This is a genomic window from Cronobacter sp. HA18003 (genome assembly GCF_011605905.1).
Classification (GTDB): domain Bacteria; phylum Pseudomonadota; class Gammaproteobacteria; order Enterobacterales; family Enterobacteriaceae; genus Cronobacter; species Cronobacter sakazakii.
Genome location: NZ_JAANQO010000011.1, coordinates 1137082 through 1152124, shown reverse-complemented (window position 1 = coordinate 1152124; position 15043 = coordinate 1137082). Strand labels below are relative to the sequence as shown.

General features: G+C 61.3%; 16 protein-coding genes. 10 read left to right on the top strand and 6 right to left on the bottom strand.

Going from position 1 to position 15043, the window contains the following annotated elements:
* Positions 1–261: 261 nt before the first annotated feature.
* The 6 genes from flhA to hypA form a co-directional block, all read right to left on the bottom strand.
* Positions 262–2337, bottom strand: a complete 2076-nt coding sequence (gene flhA, locus G6041_RS06530; RefSeq protein ID WP_041460523.1) for a formate hydrogenlyase transcriptional activator FlhA — start codon at positions 2335–2337, stop codon at positions 262–264.
* Positions 2338–2429: 92 nt separating this feature from the next.
* Positions 2430–3440, bottom strand: coding sequence for a hydrogenase expression/formation protein HypE (hypE, locus tag G6041_RS06525; protein ID WP_084999271.1), 1011 nt, complete (start codon positions 3438–3440; stop codon positions 2430–2432).
* A complete protein-coding gene (hypD, locus tag G6041_RS06520) occupies positions 3437–4558 on the bottom strand; it encodes a hydrogenase formation protein HypD (RefSeq protein WP_012124966.1) in 1122 nt (373 codons plus the stop codon). The genes hypE and hypD overlap by 4 nt, the downstream gene beginning before the upstream one ends.
* Positions 4558–4836: a HypC/HybG/HupF family hydrogenase formation chaperone gene (locus tag G6041_RS06515; protein ID WP_007867307.1), complete on the bottom strand. Its 279-nt coding sequence runs from the start codon at positions 4834–4836 to the stop codon at positions 4558–4560. Before G6041_RS06515 ends, hypD begins: the two co-directional genes overlap by 1 nt.
* On the bottom strand, positions 4827–5699 hold the full coding sequence (gene hypB, locus G6041_RS06510; RefSeq protein WP_012124965.1) for a hydrogenase nickel incorporation protein HypB: 873 nt from the start codon (positions 5697–5699) through the stop codon (positions 4827–4829). The genes G6041_RS06515 and hypB overlap by 10 nt, the downstream gene beginning before the upstream one ends.
* A 3-nt stretch (positions 5700–5702) precedes the next feature.
* Entirely contained in the window at positions 5703–6053 is a 351-nt protein-coding gene (hypA, locus tag G6041_RS06505) for a hydrogenase maturation nickel metallochaperone HypA (protein WP_041460522.1), read from the bottom strand.
* Between the two features lie 233 nt (positions 6054–6286).
* On the opposite strand from hypA, the gene hycA reads away from it, so the two are divergent.
* From hycA to glgS, 10 genes are all read left to right on the top strand, one after another.
* The gene (gene hycA / locus G6041_RS06500) at positions 6287–6751 is read left to right on the top strand and encodes a formate hydrogenlyase regulator HycA (protein WP_004385378.1); all 465 of its coding nucleotides are present in this window, start codon (positions 6287–6289) and stop codon (positions 6749–6751) included.
* Between the two features lie 82 nt (positions 6752–6833).
* Positions 6834–7439: a 4Fe-4S dicluster domain-containing protein gene (locus tag G6041_RS06495; RefSeq protein WP_004385377.1), complete on the top strand. Its 606-nt coding sequence runs from the start codon at positions 6834–6836 to the stop codon at positions 7437–7439.
* Positions 7439–9265 (top strand): formate hydrogenlyase subunit 3, encoded by a 1827-nt coding sequence (gene hycC / locus G6041_RS06490; protein WP_012124962.1) that lies wholly within the window; start codon positions 7439–7441, stop codon positions 9263–9265. The genes G6041_RS06495 and hycC overlap by 1 nt, the downstream gene beginning before the upstream one ends.
* Before the next feature lies 1 nt (position 9266).
* On the top strand, positions 9267–10193 hold the full coding sequence (locus tag G6041_RS06485; protein WP_012124961.1) for a respiratory chain complex I subunit 1 family protein: 927 nt from the start codon (positions 9267–9269) through the stop codon (positions 10191–10193).
* 15 nt (positions 10194–10208) lie between these two features.
* Positions 10209–11918: a formate hydrogenlyase subunit HycE gene (gene hycE / locus G6041_RS06480; protein WP_012124960.1), complete on the top strand. Its 1710-nt coding sequence runs from the start codon at positions 10209–10211 to the stop codon at positions 11916–11918.
* A gap of 173 nt (positions 11919–12091) precedes the next feature.
* On the top strand, positions 12092–12634 hold the full coding sequence (locus tag G6041_RS06475; protein ID WP_166491641.1) for a formate hydrogenlyase complex iron-sulfur subunit: 543 nt from the start codon (positions 12092–12094) through the stop codon (positions 12632–12634).
* On the top strand, positions 12631–13398 hold the full coding sequence (locus G6041_RS06470) for an NADH-quinone oxidoreductase subunit B family protein (protein WP_029038959.1): 768 nt from the start codon (positions 12631–12633) through the stop codon (positions 13396–13398). The genes G6041_RS06475 and G6041_RS06470 overlap by 4 nt, the downstream gene beginning before the upstream one ends.
* Complete coding sequence (locus G6041_RS06465; RefSeq protein WP_012124958.1) at positions 13395–13802, top strand: formate hydrogenlyase maturation HycH family protein; 408 nt, start codon at positions 13395–13397, stop codon at positions 13800–13802. Before G6041_RS06470 ends, G6041_RS06465 begins: the two co-directional genes overlap by 4 nt.
* A complete protein-coding gene (gene hycI / locus G6041_RS06460; RefSeq protein WP_032989811.1) occupies positions 13795–14268 on the top strand; it encodes a hydrogenase maturation peptidase HycI in 474 nt (157 codons plus the stop codon). The genes G6041_RS06465 and hycI overlap by 8 nt, the downstream gene beginning before the upstream one ends.
* A gap of 546 nt (positions 14269–14814) precedes the next feature.
* Entirely contained in the window at positions 14815–15036 is a 222-nt protein-coding gene (glgS, locus tag G6041_RS06455) for a cell surface composition regulator GlgS (protein WP_004385853.1), read from the top strand.
* Positions 15037–15043 lie beyond the last annotated feature (7 nt).

Genomic DNA, 15043 nt, shown 5'->3' with positions numbered 1-15043 from the left:
GCAAAGGGGGCTCGCCGCCGCCCCCTTTGCAATCCCGGCTCCCGACTCCCGGCGGAAAATCGGCCCTGATGGGCCGATTTTTTTTAGCCGGAGTAAAACCATTACCTTACCGTTCGTTTTGTGGCCGGGTGAAAAAAACGGTGGGTGCGCGTTGCTTACCCACCCTACATTAAACGTGAGGCCCGATATCTCGTAGGGCGGGTAAGCAACGCGCACCCGCCAAAAATCCCCGCCCAAAATCACTCCCCAAAACCGCAACGCTTACAGCGCTTCCTTATCAATTCCCAGCCGCTTCATTCGTGAAAGCAGCGTCGTGCGCTTCACGCCCAGGCGCGCGGCGGCACCTTTCGGCCCGGCGATCACCCCGTTGGTTTCTTTTAATACCCGGGTTATCCGCGCCACCTCGTCTTCGCCGTCGCGCACATCAACGGGCGGCGCGGCCGGTTTTTTCGCCGGGCACGGTGTCAGCTCCGGCAGTGAGAGCTGCAACACATTGCCGCGCGTCAGCAGCACCGCGCGCTCAATCACATTTTCCAGCTCGCGCACGTTACCCTGCCACTCCATTTCACTCAGAGCATGCAGCGTCTCGGCGGGAATACTGTCGATGCTACGCCCCAGACGGCGCGCGATTTTAAACGTGAACGCCTTCACCAGCAGCGGGATATCCTCCGGGCGCTCGCGCAGCGGCGGCAGGTGGATCGGGAACACGTTCAGGCGGTAGTAAAGATCGCTTCTGAACTCGCGGTCCGCCACCATCTGGCGTAAATCGCGGTTGGTGGCGGCAATCAGTCGCACGTCGGTCTGGATAACTTTGTTACTGCCGAGCCGCTCAAACTCCTGCTCCTGCAACACGCGCAGCAGTTTCGGCTGCAAATCCAGCGGCATATCGCCCACTTCATCCAGAAACAGGCTGCTCTTATCGGCAAGCTCAAAACGTCCGATGCGCTGGGCGCTGGCGCCGGTAAACGCGCCGCGCTCATGGCCGAAGAGATCGCTTTCCAGAAGCCCTGCGGGCATCGCCGCGCAGTTCATCTTCACCATACGCCGCCCGTTGCGGTCGCTCAGGTTATGAATCGCGCGCGCGATAAGCTCTTTGCCGGTGCCAGTTTCGCCAAGAATTAGCACCGTACTGTCGCTTTTGGCGACCATTTCCACCTGCTTCATCACGGCCATCATCGCATCCGATCGCCCGATGATTTCGCCGAAATCCGCCGGAACATTGTTAATCTGCTCGGTCAGCGCCAGGTTCTCATCCACCAGCCGCTCTTTAAGGCGGTGGATCTCCTGATACGCCAGCGCGTTATCCACCGCAATCGCGATGCGCTCGGCAATCTGGCGCAGCAGTTTTAAATTAGCGGCGGTGAAAATATGCTCCTCGCACTGCGCGAGCTTCAGCACGCCCAGCATTTTCTCGCCAAACATCAGCGGCAGCAGGCAGATGGTCTGGATCTGGTTATCCCACATCTCAAACAGCATCTGTTCGTAAGGCGCGAGATCGTCGCGCTGGTGCAGATTCACCAGCAGCATTTCGCGCGAGCTGAACACGCGCGCCGAGAGCGTACCTTTCTCCTGCACTTCGCTCTGATCGTGCAGCGGCGCGGCTTCATCGACATAGTGCGTGGAATAAATCGTCAGTTTGCCTTTGCGAGACGCCGGCAGGACGATACTGATGGAGTCGATGCTGAAATAGCGGTGGATCTCATGCGAAATCTCGGTCACCAGTTCGTCGAGATGCAGTTTGGAGAGCACCGCGTTAGTAATGGCGACCAGGATGCGAAAGTCGTCGCGCTCGCGGCACAACAGCGCGTAATCTTGGCTGTTGCCAAGCCGCGTCTGGATTTGCTCCGCCGCGACGCTCACGATTTGCGTCAGCGTCTGCAGCCGGGAAAACTCTTTTTCGCTAAAGCTCGCGGGCGTGTCGCGGATAAACTCGCAGCCGCCGAAAATATGGCCTTCGGCGGCGAGCGGGGCCAGGCAGTAGTAGCCAAAGGCCGGGTAGAGCGGGAGTGCCGCAAGCTGCGGCCAGGTCTCGGCGAATTCGTCATACTGGCAGTGCAGCACTTCGGGGCGCGAGAGCAGCCGCCGCACCGGGCCGTGAGAGAGCACCGTTTCGTCTTCATACGTCACGGCATTGCCGACGCTGTCGACGCTGTAAAAACAGGTACGCTGATGTTTCGGGTGATACAGCAGAATGTTAACCCGATCCGCCATGCCGGAGGCGTTAAGCAGCGATTTCAGCGCCTCCGCCAGCGCGCAGAGATCGGGCTGGCGCATCAGAGTGCGAGTGATGTCGAACAGCCCTTGCTGGCCGAGATCGCTCATGGGTGTGTATGACATTGGCTCATCCAGAATGCGTTCGCAACGTGCAGAAACGTAAATCAATATTGTAGGCACAGCCTGTTTATCAGGTTCTTGCGCAAAAACAGGGTTTAGCAGATCCGGGGTAAAGGTTCGCTATGCGGCAGATCAAGCGTGCGCTTCACGTCGTAAATCCCGGCGAGCCGTACGCCTTTTTGCGCCACGACCTCGCCGATAATGGCCGCATCCTGCCCCAGCGGATGCGCACGCAGCGCTTCCAGCACGTGTTGCGCTGCCTCGCGCGCCACGCCTACCACCAGTTTGCCTTCGTTAGCGAAATTCAGCGCATCCAGCCCGAGCAGCTCGCAAACGCCGCGCACGGCGGGTTTCAGCGGCAGCGCGCGCTCCTGTAATTCGATCCCACAGCCCGCGCTTGCTGCGAACTCGTGCACCACGGCGTTAACGCCGCCGCGGGAAGCGTCACGCAGGGCTTTCACGCCAGGCACGGCGCGTAATTGCTGAATCAGCGGCGAGAGCAGGGCGCAGTCGCTTGCAAGCTCTCCTTCAAGCCCCAGTTGTTCACGCAGGTTGAGAATCGTCGCGCCGTGATCGCCAAGCGTGCCGGAGACCAGCAGCACGTCGCCGGGCGCAAGCTGCTGCGCGCCCCAGTGAATATCCGCAGGGATAGCCCCAAGCCCGGCGGTGTTGATAAAAAGCTTATCCGCCGCGCCGCGAGGCACCACTTTGGTGTCGCCGGTGACAATCTGGATGCCCGCCGCGCGCGCCGTCGCGGCCATACTGTGGGCGACTTTCTCAAGCGTCGCCATCGCCAGCCCCTCTTCAAGAATAAACCCGCAGGAGAGCCAGCGCGGAACGGCACCGCTCACCGCGACGTCATTGGCGGTGCCGCAAACTGCGAGCTTGCCGATGTCGCCGCCGGGGAAAAACAGCGGGTCGATAACATAGCTGTCGGTGGAAAACGCCAGCCGGTCGCCAGCCGCCGTCAGTTCGGCGAGCGGCAGTCGCGCCTGATCTTCCTGCTCCGCCAGCCACGGGTTTGCAAACGCCTGCATAAACAGGTGGTCGATCAACTGTTGCATCGCCTGGCCGCCGCTGCCGTGGGCGAGGGTAATGGTGTTCATGCGTCGCACTCCTCTGAACGATACTGATACCAGGCGGCGCAGGCTCCTTCCGAGGAGACCATCAGCGCGCCGAAGGCGTTTTGCGGGTTACAGTGAGCGCCGAAGAGCGGGCACTGGGCGGGTTTGCAGCGGCCGGTCAGTACCTCGCCGCAACGGGCGTCGGGGGAATCGTTGACCTGCTGCGGCGCGGGCGCGAAATGCGCCTCGGCGTCAAAGGACTGAAACGCCTGGCGAAGCCGCACGCCGGAGTGGTTTATCACGCCGAGCCCGCGCCATTCGCTGTCGCCCTCGACACAAAACACCGTGTCGATCGCCTGCTGCGCCGCCGGGTTGCCCGCGTCCGGCACCACGCGGCGGTACTGGTTTTCCACGCGGCTTTCTCCGGCGATGCGCTGTTCAACCAGCATCAGCACGCCCTGTAGCAGATCCAGCGGCTCAAAACCGGCCACCACCAGCGGGCGCGCGAAACGCCCGGCAATGAAATCATACGGATGCGTGCCTATCACCATGCTGACATGCCCCGGTGCCAGGAACGCGTCGATCTGGTTATCCGGCTGCTCCAGCAGGCTTTGCAGCGTCGGGATAAGCGTAATGTGCTGACAGAAAAAGTAAAAATTACGCACGCCGCGCGCTTTCGCCTGGATAAGCGTCAGCGCGGTGGTGGGCATGGTGGTTTCAAAGCCTAAGCCGAAAAATACCACCTCGCGCGCCGGGTTCTGCCCGGCGATCTTCAGCGCGTCCATCGGCGAATAGACGATACGCACGTCCGCGCCTTCGGCTTTGGCCTGGAGCAGCGAGCCGTTTTTGCCTGGCACGCGCATGGCGTCGCCGAAGGTGCAGAAGATAACGCCGGGGCGGCGGGCGATTTCGGTGGCGTTGTCGATGCGTCCCATCGGCAGCACGCAGACCGGGCAGCCGGGGCCGTGGATAAACTCAATATTTTCCGGCAGCAGGCGGTCGAGGCCAAATTTAAAAATAGCGTGGGTGTGTCCGCCGCACACTTCCATAATGCGCAGCGGTTTCTGCGCCGTGTGGCTTAAGCGCGGCGCGCGCTCGCACAGCCGGTCAATCAGGCGCATCACCCGTTCCGGGTTGCGGTATTCATCGACATAACGCATCAGCGGTTCTCCTCGCCATACAGCAGCGCGCCGACATCCGGCTCTACTTCAAACATGGTTTGCAGCGCCTCCAGCGTCTCGCGCGCCTCGCGCTCATTAATCAGGCTCATGGCGAAACCGACATGCACCAGCACCCACTGGCCGAGGCGCGGCTGGCCGTTTTCGTCATGCGTGCCCACCAGTGTTAAATCGACGTCGCGCCGTACGCCGCACACCTCGACGCGCGCGAGATTGCCGGTGAGCAGTTCACAGATTTGCCCCGGAATGCCTATGCACATCGCTGTTCCTCCAGCCAGGCGAGCCACGCGCGCATGCCGTCGCCGCGCGTGGCGGAAACCAGCAGGATAGTAATGTTCGGGTTGACCTCGCGCGCGTACGCCATGCATTTCTCAACGTCGAAGTTCAGGTACGGCAGCAGGTCAATTTTATTAAGCAGCATCAGCGAGGCGGCGGCGAACATATGCGGGTATTTGAGCGGCTTATCTTCGCCTTCGGTTACCGAGAGCACCGCCACTTTGTGGCGCTCGCCGAGATCAAACCCCGCCGGGCAGACCAGATTGCCGACGTTTTCAATAAACAGCACGCCGTTATCCGCAAGCGGCAGGCGCGCCATCGCGTCCTCTATCATCTGCGCGTCGAGATGACACCCTTTGCCGGTATTGACCTGAATCGCCGGCGTACCGGTGGCGCGAATACGCTCGGCGTCGTTTACCGTCTGCTGATCGCCTTCGATAACGGCGCAGGGCGTGGTGTCGCGCAGGCGTTTAAGCGTTTCGGTGAGCAGCGTCGTTTTGCCGGAGCCGGGGCTGGAGACCAGGTTCAGCGCCAGCTGACCGCGCGCGGCGAGACGCTGGCGGTTGCGCTGCGCAATCTGGTTATTTTTATCGAGCACATTGATTTCAATCTCCACCATTTTGCGCTGGCTTAAGCCGGGCGCATGGGTGCCCGCCTCGCCGAGGCCGTAATTGAGAGAACCATCCGGTGCCTCGTCAGGGGTAAACGCGTTCACGTTTATGCTGGAGATGGGGGCCGTGACACGCGGCGCGGCGGCAAAGGGGGCGGCGCGAAACGGCGAATGCGGGTTGTGCTCATCGCCTTCTATATAAAGGTTGCCGTGCTGGCAACCGCAGGTCGTACACATCTTCTACTCCTGTTCTATTTCGAGACGCTTGATTTGCACGCTGTCATCGGCATCGATGCGCAGATCCGCGCTATGGCAATGCGGGCAGCGGCGTACCAGCGTTGTCAGTAACTGAACGTTGCGCTGGCACTGCGGGCACCAGCACTTCGCCTCCTGCTGGCTTATATGCAGCGCGCAGCCTTCGGCGCGGGTGTCGCGGCACGCCAGATCAAAGCAAAACTCCAGCGCGCTGCGCTCAACGCAGGAGAACGCGCCGATTTCCAGCCACACGCCGGTAACTTTTCGTGCGCCACGCTGCTGCGCCTGCTGTTCGATAATTTCCACTGCCCGCTGGCAGAGGGTGAGTTCATGCATAACGCCTCCGGTACGCTTTGCGTTTGCGAATGTCACAGGCAATGCAATAACGGTGCCAGCGCATGAGAGGCGCGGCGGGAGGCTGTCGCGGCGGGTGTCAAGGCTGTCGAAATGACACGTCATGACAGACGTTAAAACGTGACGTTTAAGAATAAATCATTAAAAAACAGCAAATTAAAAAATGGCATGGTTCCTGCTAAAGACGGGTATCTCTGTTGAATGAGCCAATAACCATGATCCTTTCCGAATTAAGCCAGAAGGCGGAATTTATCGCCGATCGTCACCGCGCGTTACAGACGCACTGGCACACCTACTGCAACACGCTGGTCCAGGCCATTACGCTGTCGCGCCAGAAGCTGCATCACTCGCTCGGCTGCGAGCCGCAAAACGGGCTGTGCTTCTTTCTCTTTGAGCATTTCGCCATCCGCGTGGAGCAGGCCGAAGGCTTTCACTGCCGCACCATTAACTATCTGATAGCCCGCCGCGACGGCAGCGAAGAGACGCTGCTCGCCACCGCGCAGCTCGACGCAAAAGGCCTGCTGGATGGCGTTGTGGATATCCGCGACCGCGAGCGGGTGCTGGCGCACTATCTCGACAAAATCGGCGCGCTGGTCGACGGACTCTATGACGCCGTGCAGCAGGATACGCCGCTGCGCATCAGCGAGATCCTGGCGGCCCGCGACGCGTCGTCACATTAACCGGGCGAGGTGTCGCTGACTGTCGAAATCGTCCGTCGTCGTCACTTTTCGTCAAAAATGTCCATCACCTGAGGAACACCTGGTGAACCGTTTTATCATTGCCGACTCCACGCTCTGCATCGGCTGCCACACCTGTGAGGCCGCCTGTTCGGAGACGCACCGCCTGCATGGACTGCAATCCAGGCCGCGCCTGACGGTTATGCGTAACCAAAAAGATTCCGCCCCGCAGCTGTGCCACCACTGCGAAGACGCGCCGTGCGCGCAGGTCTGTCCGGTGAACGCCATTACCCGCGAGGCGGGGGCGATTCAGCTCAATGAAAGCCTGTGCGTGAGCTGCAAACTCTGCGGCATCGCCTGTCCGTTCGGCGCGATTGAATTCTCCGGCAGCCGCCCGCTGCATATCCCGGCCAACGTCAACAGCCCGAAAGCGCCGCCCGCGCCGCCTGCGCCTGCGCGCGTCGGCGCGTTTCTCGACTGGACGCCGGGCGTGCGCGCTGTGGCGGTGAAGTGCGATCTCTGCCAGTTCGACGCGGACGGTCCGGCCTGCATACGCACCTGCCCGACCGGCGCGCTGAAGCTTGTCGATAACCACGACATCGCCCGCGCCAGCCGCCGCAAACGTGAGCTGACCATTAACGCTGACCTCGGCGATTTATCGCTGCTGCTGCAACCGCGCGGAGGAGAATAATGAACGCGATTTTCTTATATCAGGGCGCGCTGGCGGCCTTTGGCGCGGGGCTTGCGCTCGCGCTGCTGAGCGCCTGGCATAAGCCGCTCAGCGCGCTGCTTGCGGGGCTTGGCGGTGCGCTCGGTTGCCTGTGCGCGCTGGCGGCGGGCGGCTGGCTGCTGCTCAACGTGAACGACGGGCCGCTTACGACGCACATCGGCGCGCTTGATGTGCATCTCACCGCTTTTAACGCCATTTGGCTTGCGACACTCGGCCTGCCAGGATTTTTTATCTGCCTGTTTACGCTTATCCCTCCGCGCGACGGCCACGCGCGCGCCAGCGGGGCGCTTATCAATCTGCTGCTTGGCGCGGCGACCCTTGCGGTCACGGCGCAGAGCCTCGCCGCGCTGGTGGTGATGGCGGAAATCATGGCGCTCGCCGCGGTATTCCTGACCGGCGACAGCGCGGGCGGCAAGCTCTGGTTTGCGCTGGGGCGTCTCGGCACGCTGCTGCTGGCGCTCGCCTGCTGGCTGCTGTGGCGGCAGTACGGCACGCTCGACATGCTGGCGTTAAGTTCCCTTACCGCCGGGCAGCCGTTTAGCGCGACTATCTGGCTCTCGGGGCTGGCAGGCTTTGGGCTGCTCGCAGGCGTTATTCCGCTGCACGGCGGCGTGGTGCAGGGCCATGCGCAGGCCCCCGCGCCCGCCGCCGCGCTCTTTTCCGCCGTGGTGCTGAAAGTGGGGCTGTACGGCATCCTGGTCTTTTCGCTGATGAACGCCGCGCTGCCGCTCTGGTGTGGGGTGCTGGTGCTGCTGCTCGGCATGATGACCGCGTTTATCGGCGGACTTTACGCGCTGCTTGAGCACAACATCCACCGCCTGCTGGCGTACCACACGCTTGAGAACATCGGCATTATCCTGCTGGGGCTCGGCGCGGGGCTTGTGGGCATTTCGCTTGGTGAGCCTGCGCTGGTGGCGCTCGGTCTGGTGGGTGGGCTCTATCACCTCTTCAACCACAGCCTCTTTAAAACCACGCTGTTCCTCGGCGCGGGCGCGGTCTTTCACCGCACCGGCCTGCGCGATATCGAAAAGCTCGGCGGTATCGGCAAAACCATGCCGCTTATTTCGATCTCCATGCTGGTGGGCCTGATGGCGATGGCTGCGCTGCCGCCGCTTAACGGCTTCGCGGGCGAATGGGTGATTTATCAGGCGTTCTTTAACCTGGGCGCGCAGCCGCTGTTTATCACGCGTCTGCTCGGGCCGCTGCTGGCGGTGGGGCTGGCGATTACCGGCGCACTGGCGGTGATGTGTATGGCGAAAGTCTACGGTGTGACTTTCCTCGGCGCGCCGCGCACGCAGGCGGCGGCACAGGCGACCGACGCGCCCTGGCTCATGCGCTTCTGTGTCGCGATGCTGGCGATTTGCTGTGTGGCAGGCGGCGTTGCCGCGCCGTGGCTGCTGCCGTTGCTGGGTCGCGCCGTTCCGCTGCCGATCGTCACCGCAGGCACTGCCGTCTCGCAGCCGGTGATTACGCTGCTGCTGGCAGGCTCGCTGCTGCTGCCGTTCCTGCTGATGACGCTCTTTAAAGGCGATCGCCTGCCGTCGCGCACGCGCGGCAGCGCCTGGGTCTGTGGTTACGACCACGAGCCGGAGATGGTCATTACCGCGCATGGGTTCGCCCGTCCCGTTAAGGCCGCCTTCGCGCCGCTGATTCAGTTACGCCACATCCTTAATCCGGCGCGTCTGCTGCCGGGCTGGCAGAGCGCTGGCCTGCCGGTGCTGTGTCGTCGTCTGGCGGCGGTCGAACTGGCCGTGTTGCTGGTCGTCGTGATTTCACGGGGAGTCTGAGATGCAAAACGTAATTTTCCCTCTTTTACAGGCGCTGGTGCTGTTTGCCTGCGCGCCGCTGCTTTCGGGCGTCACCCGCGTGGCGCGCGCCCGCCTGCATAACCGTCGCGGGCCGGGCGTGCTTCAGGAATATCGCGATCTCATCAAACTGCTGGGCCGCCAGAGCGTCGCGCCTGCGGCGTCCGGCTGGGTGTTCCGGTTCACGCCGTACGCCATGCTGGCGGTTATGTTTACCATCGCCGCCGCACTGCCGGTGGTGACCGTTCACTCGCCGCTGCCGGGCGCGGGCGATCTCATTACGCTTCTCTATCTCTTCGCCATCGCGCGCTTCTTTTTTGCCATTGCCGGGCTGGATACCGGCAGCCCGTTCACCGGGATCGGCGCAAGCCGCGAGGCGATGCTGGGCGTACTGGTGGAGCCGATTCTGCTGCTCGGCCTGTGGGTGGCGGCGACGGTGGCGGGTTCAACACATATCAGCCAGATAGCCGCACGCGTCTATGACTGGCCCGTCGCGCACAGCCTGACGCTGGTACTGGCGCTCGCCGCCTGCGCCTTCGCCACGTTCATCGAAATGGGCAAGCTGCCGTTCGATCTCGCCGAAGCGGAGCAGGAGTTACAGGAAGGCCCGCTGTCGGAGTACAGCGGTGCAGGCTTTGCGCTGCTGAAATGGGGCGTCAGCCTCAAGCAATTGGTGGTGTTACAGATGTTTGTCGGCGTGTTTGTGCCCTGGGGCCAGATGCTGACTTTCAGTGCGGGCGGCCTGGCGATAGCGCTGGCGCTGGCCGTCGTCAAACTGCTGGTGGGTGTGCTGATTATCGCGCTCTTTGAAAACAGCATGGCGCGTCTGCGCTTTAACGCCGTTTCACGCGTTACCTGGACCGGTTTCGGCCTGGCCTTTTTAGCTTTCGTCTCCTTGCTGGCGGCGTGATAAGAGAACTGAACAATGTCTGAAGAAAAAACAGGGCAACACTATCTGCGCGCGCTGCACGAGGCATTTCCCGGCGTGGTGCTCGATGAAGCCTGGCAAACCAAAGACCAGCTGACGGTCACGGTGAAAATCAATTATCTGCCGGAAGTGGTGGAGTTTCTTTACTACCAGCAGGGCGGCTGGCTGTCGGTGCTGTTTGGCAACGACGAGCGCAAGCTCTGCGGCAGCTACGCGGTCTACTACGTGCTCTCGATGGAGCAGGGCGTAAAGTGCTGGATAACGGTGCGCGTCGAGGTGGACGCGAATAAACCGGAGTTTCCGTCCGTGACGCCGCGCGTGCCCGCCGCCGTCTGGGGCGAGCGCGAAGTGCGCGATATGTATGGCCTGATCCCGGTCGGTCTGCCGGATGAGCGTCGCCTGGTGCTGCCGGATGACTGGCCGGACGACCTCTATCCGCTGCGCAAAGACAGCATGGATTACCGCCAGCGCCCGGCGCCGACCAGCGATAAAGAGACCTATGAGTTCATCAATGAGCTGGGCGATGCCAAAAATAACGTGGTGCCCATCGGCCCGCTGCATGTCACCTCCGACGAGCCGGGCCACTTCCGGCTGTTCGTGGATGGCGAAAACATCATCGATGCCGACTACCGGCTCTTTTACGTCCACCGCGGTATGGAGAAACTCGCCGAAACCCGCATGGGCTATAACGAAGTGACGTTTCTCTCCGACCGCGTCTGCGGTATCTGCGGCTTTGCCCACAGTACGGCCTATACCACGTCGGTGGAAAATGCGATGGGTATTCAGGTGCCGGAGCGCGCGCAGGCGATCCGCGCCATTCTGCTGGAAGTCGAGCGGCTGCACAGTCACCTGCTGAATCTCGGTCTGGCGTGCCATTTTGTCGGGTTCGACTCCGGCTTTATGCAGTTTTTCCGCGTACGTGAAACCTCCATGAAGATGGCGGAAATCCTGACCGGCGCGCGTAAAACCTACGGCATGAACCTGATTGGCGGGATTCGCCGCGATCTGCTGAAAGATGACATGACGCAGACCCGTCAGCTGGCCCAGCAGATGCGCCGCGAGGTGCAGGATCTGGTGAGCATTCTGCTCAGCACCCCGAATATCGAACAGCGCACGGCGGGCATTGGCCGTCTCGACCCGCAGATCGCCCGCGATTTCAGTAATGTCGGGCCGATGGTGCGCGCGAGCGGCCACGCCCGCGACACCCGCGCCGATCATCCGTTTGTGGGGTACGGCCTGCTGCCGATGGAAGTGCACAGCGAGCAGGGGTGCGACGTGATTTCTCGCCTGAAAGTGCGCATTAACGAGGTGTTTACCGCGCTCAATATGATCGACTTCGGGCTGGATAACCTGCCCGGTGGGCCGCTGCTGGTGGAAGGGTTTACCTATATTCCGAACCGCTTCGCGCTGGGGTTTTCCGAAGCGCCGCGCGGCGATGATATTCACTGGAGTATGACCGGCGATAACCAGAAGCTTTACCGCTGGCGCTGCCGCGCGGCGACTTACGCCAACTGGCCGACGCTGCGTTATATGCTGCGCGGCAACACGGTGTCGGACGCGCCGCTGATTATCGGCAGCCTCGACCCGTGCTACTCCTGTACCGATCGCATGACGGTGGTGGACGTGCGCAAGAAGAAAAGCCAGGTGGTGCCGTACAAAGAGCTGGAGCGCTACAGCATTGAGCGCAAAAACTCGCCGCTGAAATAGGCGGCCAAGGTGGGTGCGCTGCGCACCCGCCGGGTAGAACCGTCACAAAATGATCGTAGGGCGGGTAAGCGACAGCGCACCCGCCGGTTAAAACCGTCGCAAAGTGTTCCCAGGGCGGGTAAGTGACAGCGCACCCGCCAGGTAAAACCGTCGCGCAGGCGACAGGAGACAACATGTTTACCTTTATCAAAAAAGCCTTAAAAACCGGCGTGGCGACGCAGCCTTATCCGCTGCAACCCATGCCGGTCGACAAAAATTTTCGCGGCAAGCCGCAGCACAATCAGCAGCAGTGTATCGGCTGCGCGGCCTGCATCAACGCCTGCCCGTCCAATGCATTGACGGTTGAAACTGACCTTCAACACGACCGCCTCGACTGGCAGTTCATTCTCGGCCGCTGCATCTTCTGCGGCCGCTGCGAAGAGGTCTGCCCGACGGCGGCCATTCGCCTGACGCCTGAATATGAACTGGCGGTCTGGCGCAAAGAGGATTTTCTCCAGCAGGCAAGCTTCGCGCTCTGTCGCTGCCGTGTCTGTCAGCAGCCGTTTGCGGTGCAAAAAGAGGTGGATTACGCGATAGCGTTGCTGGCGCACAATGGCGATGAACGCGCCGAGCGCCATCGCGCGAGCTTTGAAACCTGTCCTGACTGCAAACGCCAGCAGAGCCTTGCGCCCTCGGAGCTTATCGACCTGACCCGCGAAATGAAGGAGGCGGTGTGATGAACCTGCTCGGCCCACGCGATGACAACAACATTCCGGTGCCCGTGACGGTGGAGGAATCCATCGCGCGCATGAAAACGTCGCTTCTGAAAAACATCAAGCGCTCGGCGTATGTTTACCGCGTCGACTGCGGCGGCTGCAACGGCTGCGAAATCGAAATTTTCGCCACCCTCTCGCCGCTCTTTGACGCCGAACGCTTCGGCATCAAAGTGGTGCCGTCGCCGCGCCACGCCGACATTCTACTGTTTACCGGCGCGGTGACGCGCGCCATGCGCTCGCCCGCACTGCGCGCTTGGGAATCCGCGCCCGATCCGAAAATCTGTATCTCTTACGGCGCGTGCGGCAACAGCGGCGGTATTTTCCACGATCTCTACTGCGTGTGGGGCGGTACCGACAAAATCGTTCCGGTGGATGTTTACATCCCGGGCTGCCCGCCGACGCCCGCCGCGACGCTCTACGGCTTTGCAATGGCGCTCGGCCTGCTGGAGCAGAAAATCCACGCCCGCGCGCCTGGCGATGAGGACAATCAGGCTGCCGCTATTCTGCACCCGGAGATGGTGCAGCCGCTGCGCGTGCGTGTCGATCGCGCCGCACGTCGTCTGGCGGGGTATCGCTACGGTCGTCAGATTGCCGATGACTATCTGCGCCACCTGACGGCAGGCGAGCAGAGCGTGGCGGGGTGGCTGTCGCAGGAAAACGACCCGCGTCTTAGCGAAATCGTCGCGCAGCTTGAGGCGGTGGTGGCGCAGGAGCGCATCGGATGAGCGAAACCGTCGTGTTCAGCCGCCTGTCGCGCAAGTTCGTTGATGAAAACGATGCGACGCCGCCGCAGGCGCAGCAGGTTATCTACTACAGCCTGGCGATAGGCCATCATCTGGGCGTGATCGACTGCCTGAAAGCGTCGCTGGTCTGCCCGTTTGAGGCCTATCAGGCGTGGATCACCACCCTCGCGCCCGGCGAGGCGCAGCGCAAAATGCAGGGCGTGCCGCGCTACGGGGAGATCGTTATCGACCAGAATCATGTCTCGCTGCTGGCGCGGGCGTTTGACGAGGCGTTGCCGCGCCAGAACGCGCAACAGCAGGCGTGGAGCCGCGAGCTTTTAGGGCTGCTTCAGGCCATTCAGCGGGAGCCTGCGGTGTATGTGATGGTGAGGAGAGATCGTGACTGACGTTTTATTGTGTGTCGGGAACAGCATGATGGGTGATGACGGCGCAGGGCCGTTGCTCGCCGAGAAATTCCGCGCCGCGCCGCAGGGCGAGTGGGTGCTGGTGGATGGCGGCAGCGCGCCGGAGAATGACATCGGTGCCATCCGCGAACTGCGCCCGCGGCGTCTGTTGCTGGTGGATGCCACCGAGATGGGGTTGAACCCAGGCGAGATCCGCATTATTGATCCGGACGATATTTCAGAGATGTTTATGATGACGACCCACAATATGCCGCTGAATTATCTGGTGGATCAGCTGCGCGAGGATGTGGGCGAGGTGATTTTTCTCGGCATCCAGCCCGATATTGTGGGGTTTTATTATCCGATGACCGACGCGGTGAAACGCGCCGTTGATACCGTGTATGACCGTCTGGCGCAGTGGACCGACAACGGCGGGTTTGCGGCGCTGGCGGTGGAGGAGGGTGTGTAGTCGAGTGGGATGGCGGGTGCGCGATGCTTACCCGCCCTACAAACTACAAACCACGCGGCGCTGATGTCGGTGGTTTTGCTCCGGCTAAAAAAAATCGGCCCCTTAGGGCCGATTTCCGCCGGGAGCCGGGATTGCAAAGGGGGCGGCGGCGAGCCCCCTTTGCACGTTCGCGTGAGGGAAGCGCCCATATAAAGATGACGTTGTGGCGAACGGAACGAATTCACCGACCTGATATATTAAAAGCTGGATGGCGGGTGCGCTGCGCTTACCCGCCCTACGGTGAAGGTGAGCGCCTTTGGATGGCGGGTGCGCATTCGCTTACCTGCCCTACGGTGAGAATGCTTTTTTGTAGGGTGGGTAAGCATCGCGCACCCACCTTTATTTTCATTGTACATATCTTGCTCACTCACCAACTCAATCTTTAAAAATCAACGCCTCCCGCTTACCGGAACCTTCCGAAACCGCCCGTTACCCACCAGGAATCCTCTGAATAAAAAAAGCGCGGTGCAGCATCGTATACAGTTGTTGAACTGGAGGGAGAAACTGATGAACAGACAAGATATTTATTCGTTCAAGAACTTTGATTTTCTGGCGAGCAGTTTTGCCCGTATGAACGGAGAAGGACGTCGTATCGATATCGATGCCGTCACCGGCAATATGAGCGAGGCGCAGTCCGCCTGGTTTCGTGAACGTTACAACCACTACCGTAAACAAGGGCTGCAACTGACAATGAGCGCCGCCCGTAATGAAACGGATCTGTGCGCGTAACGGCATA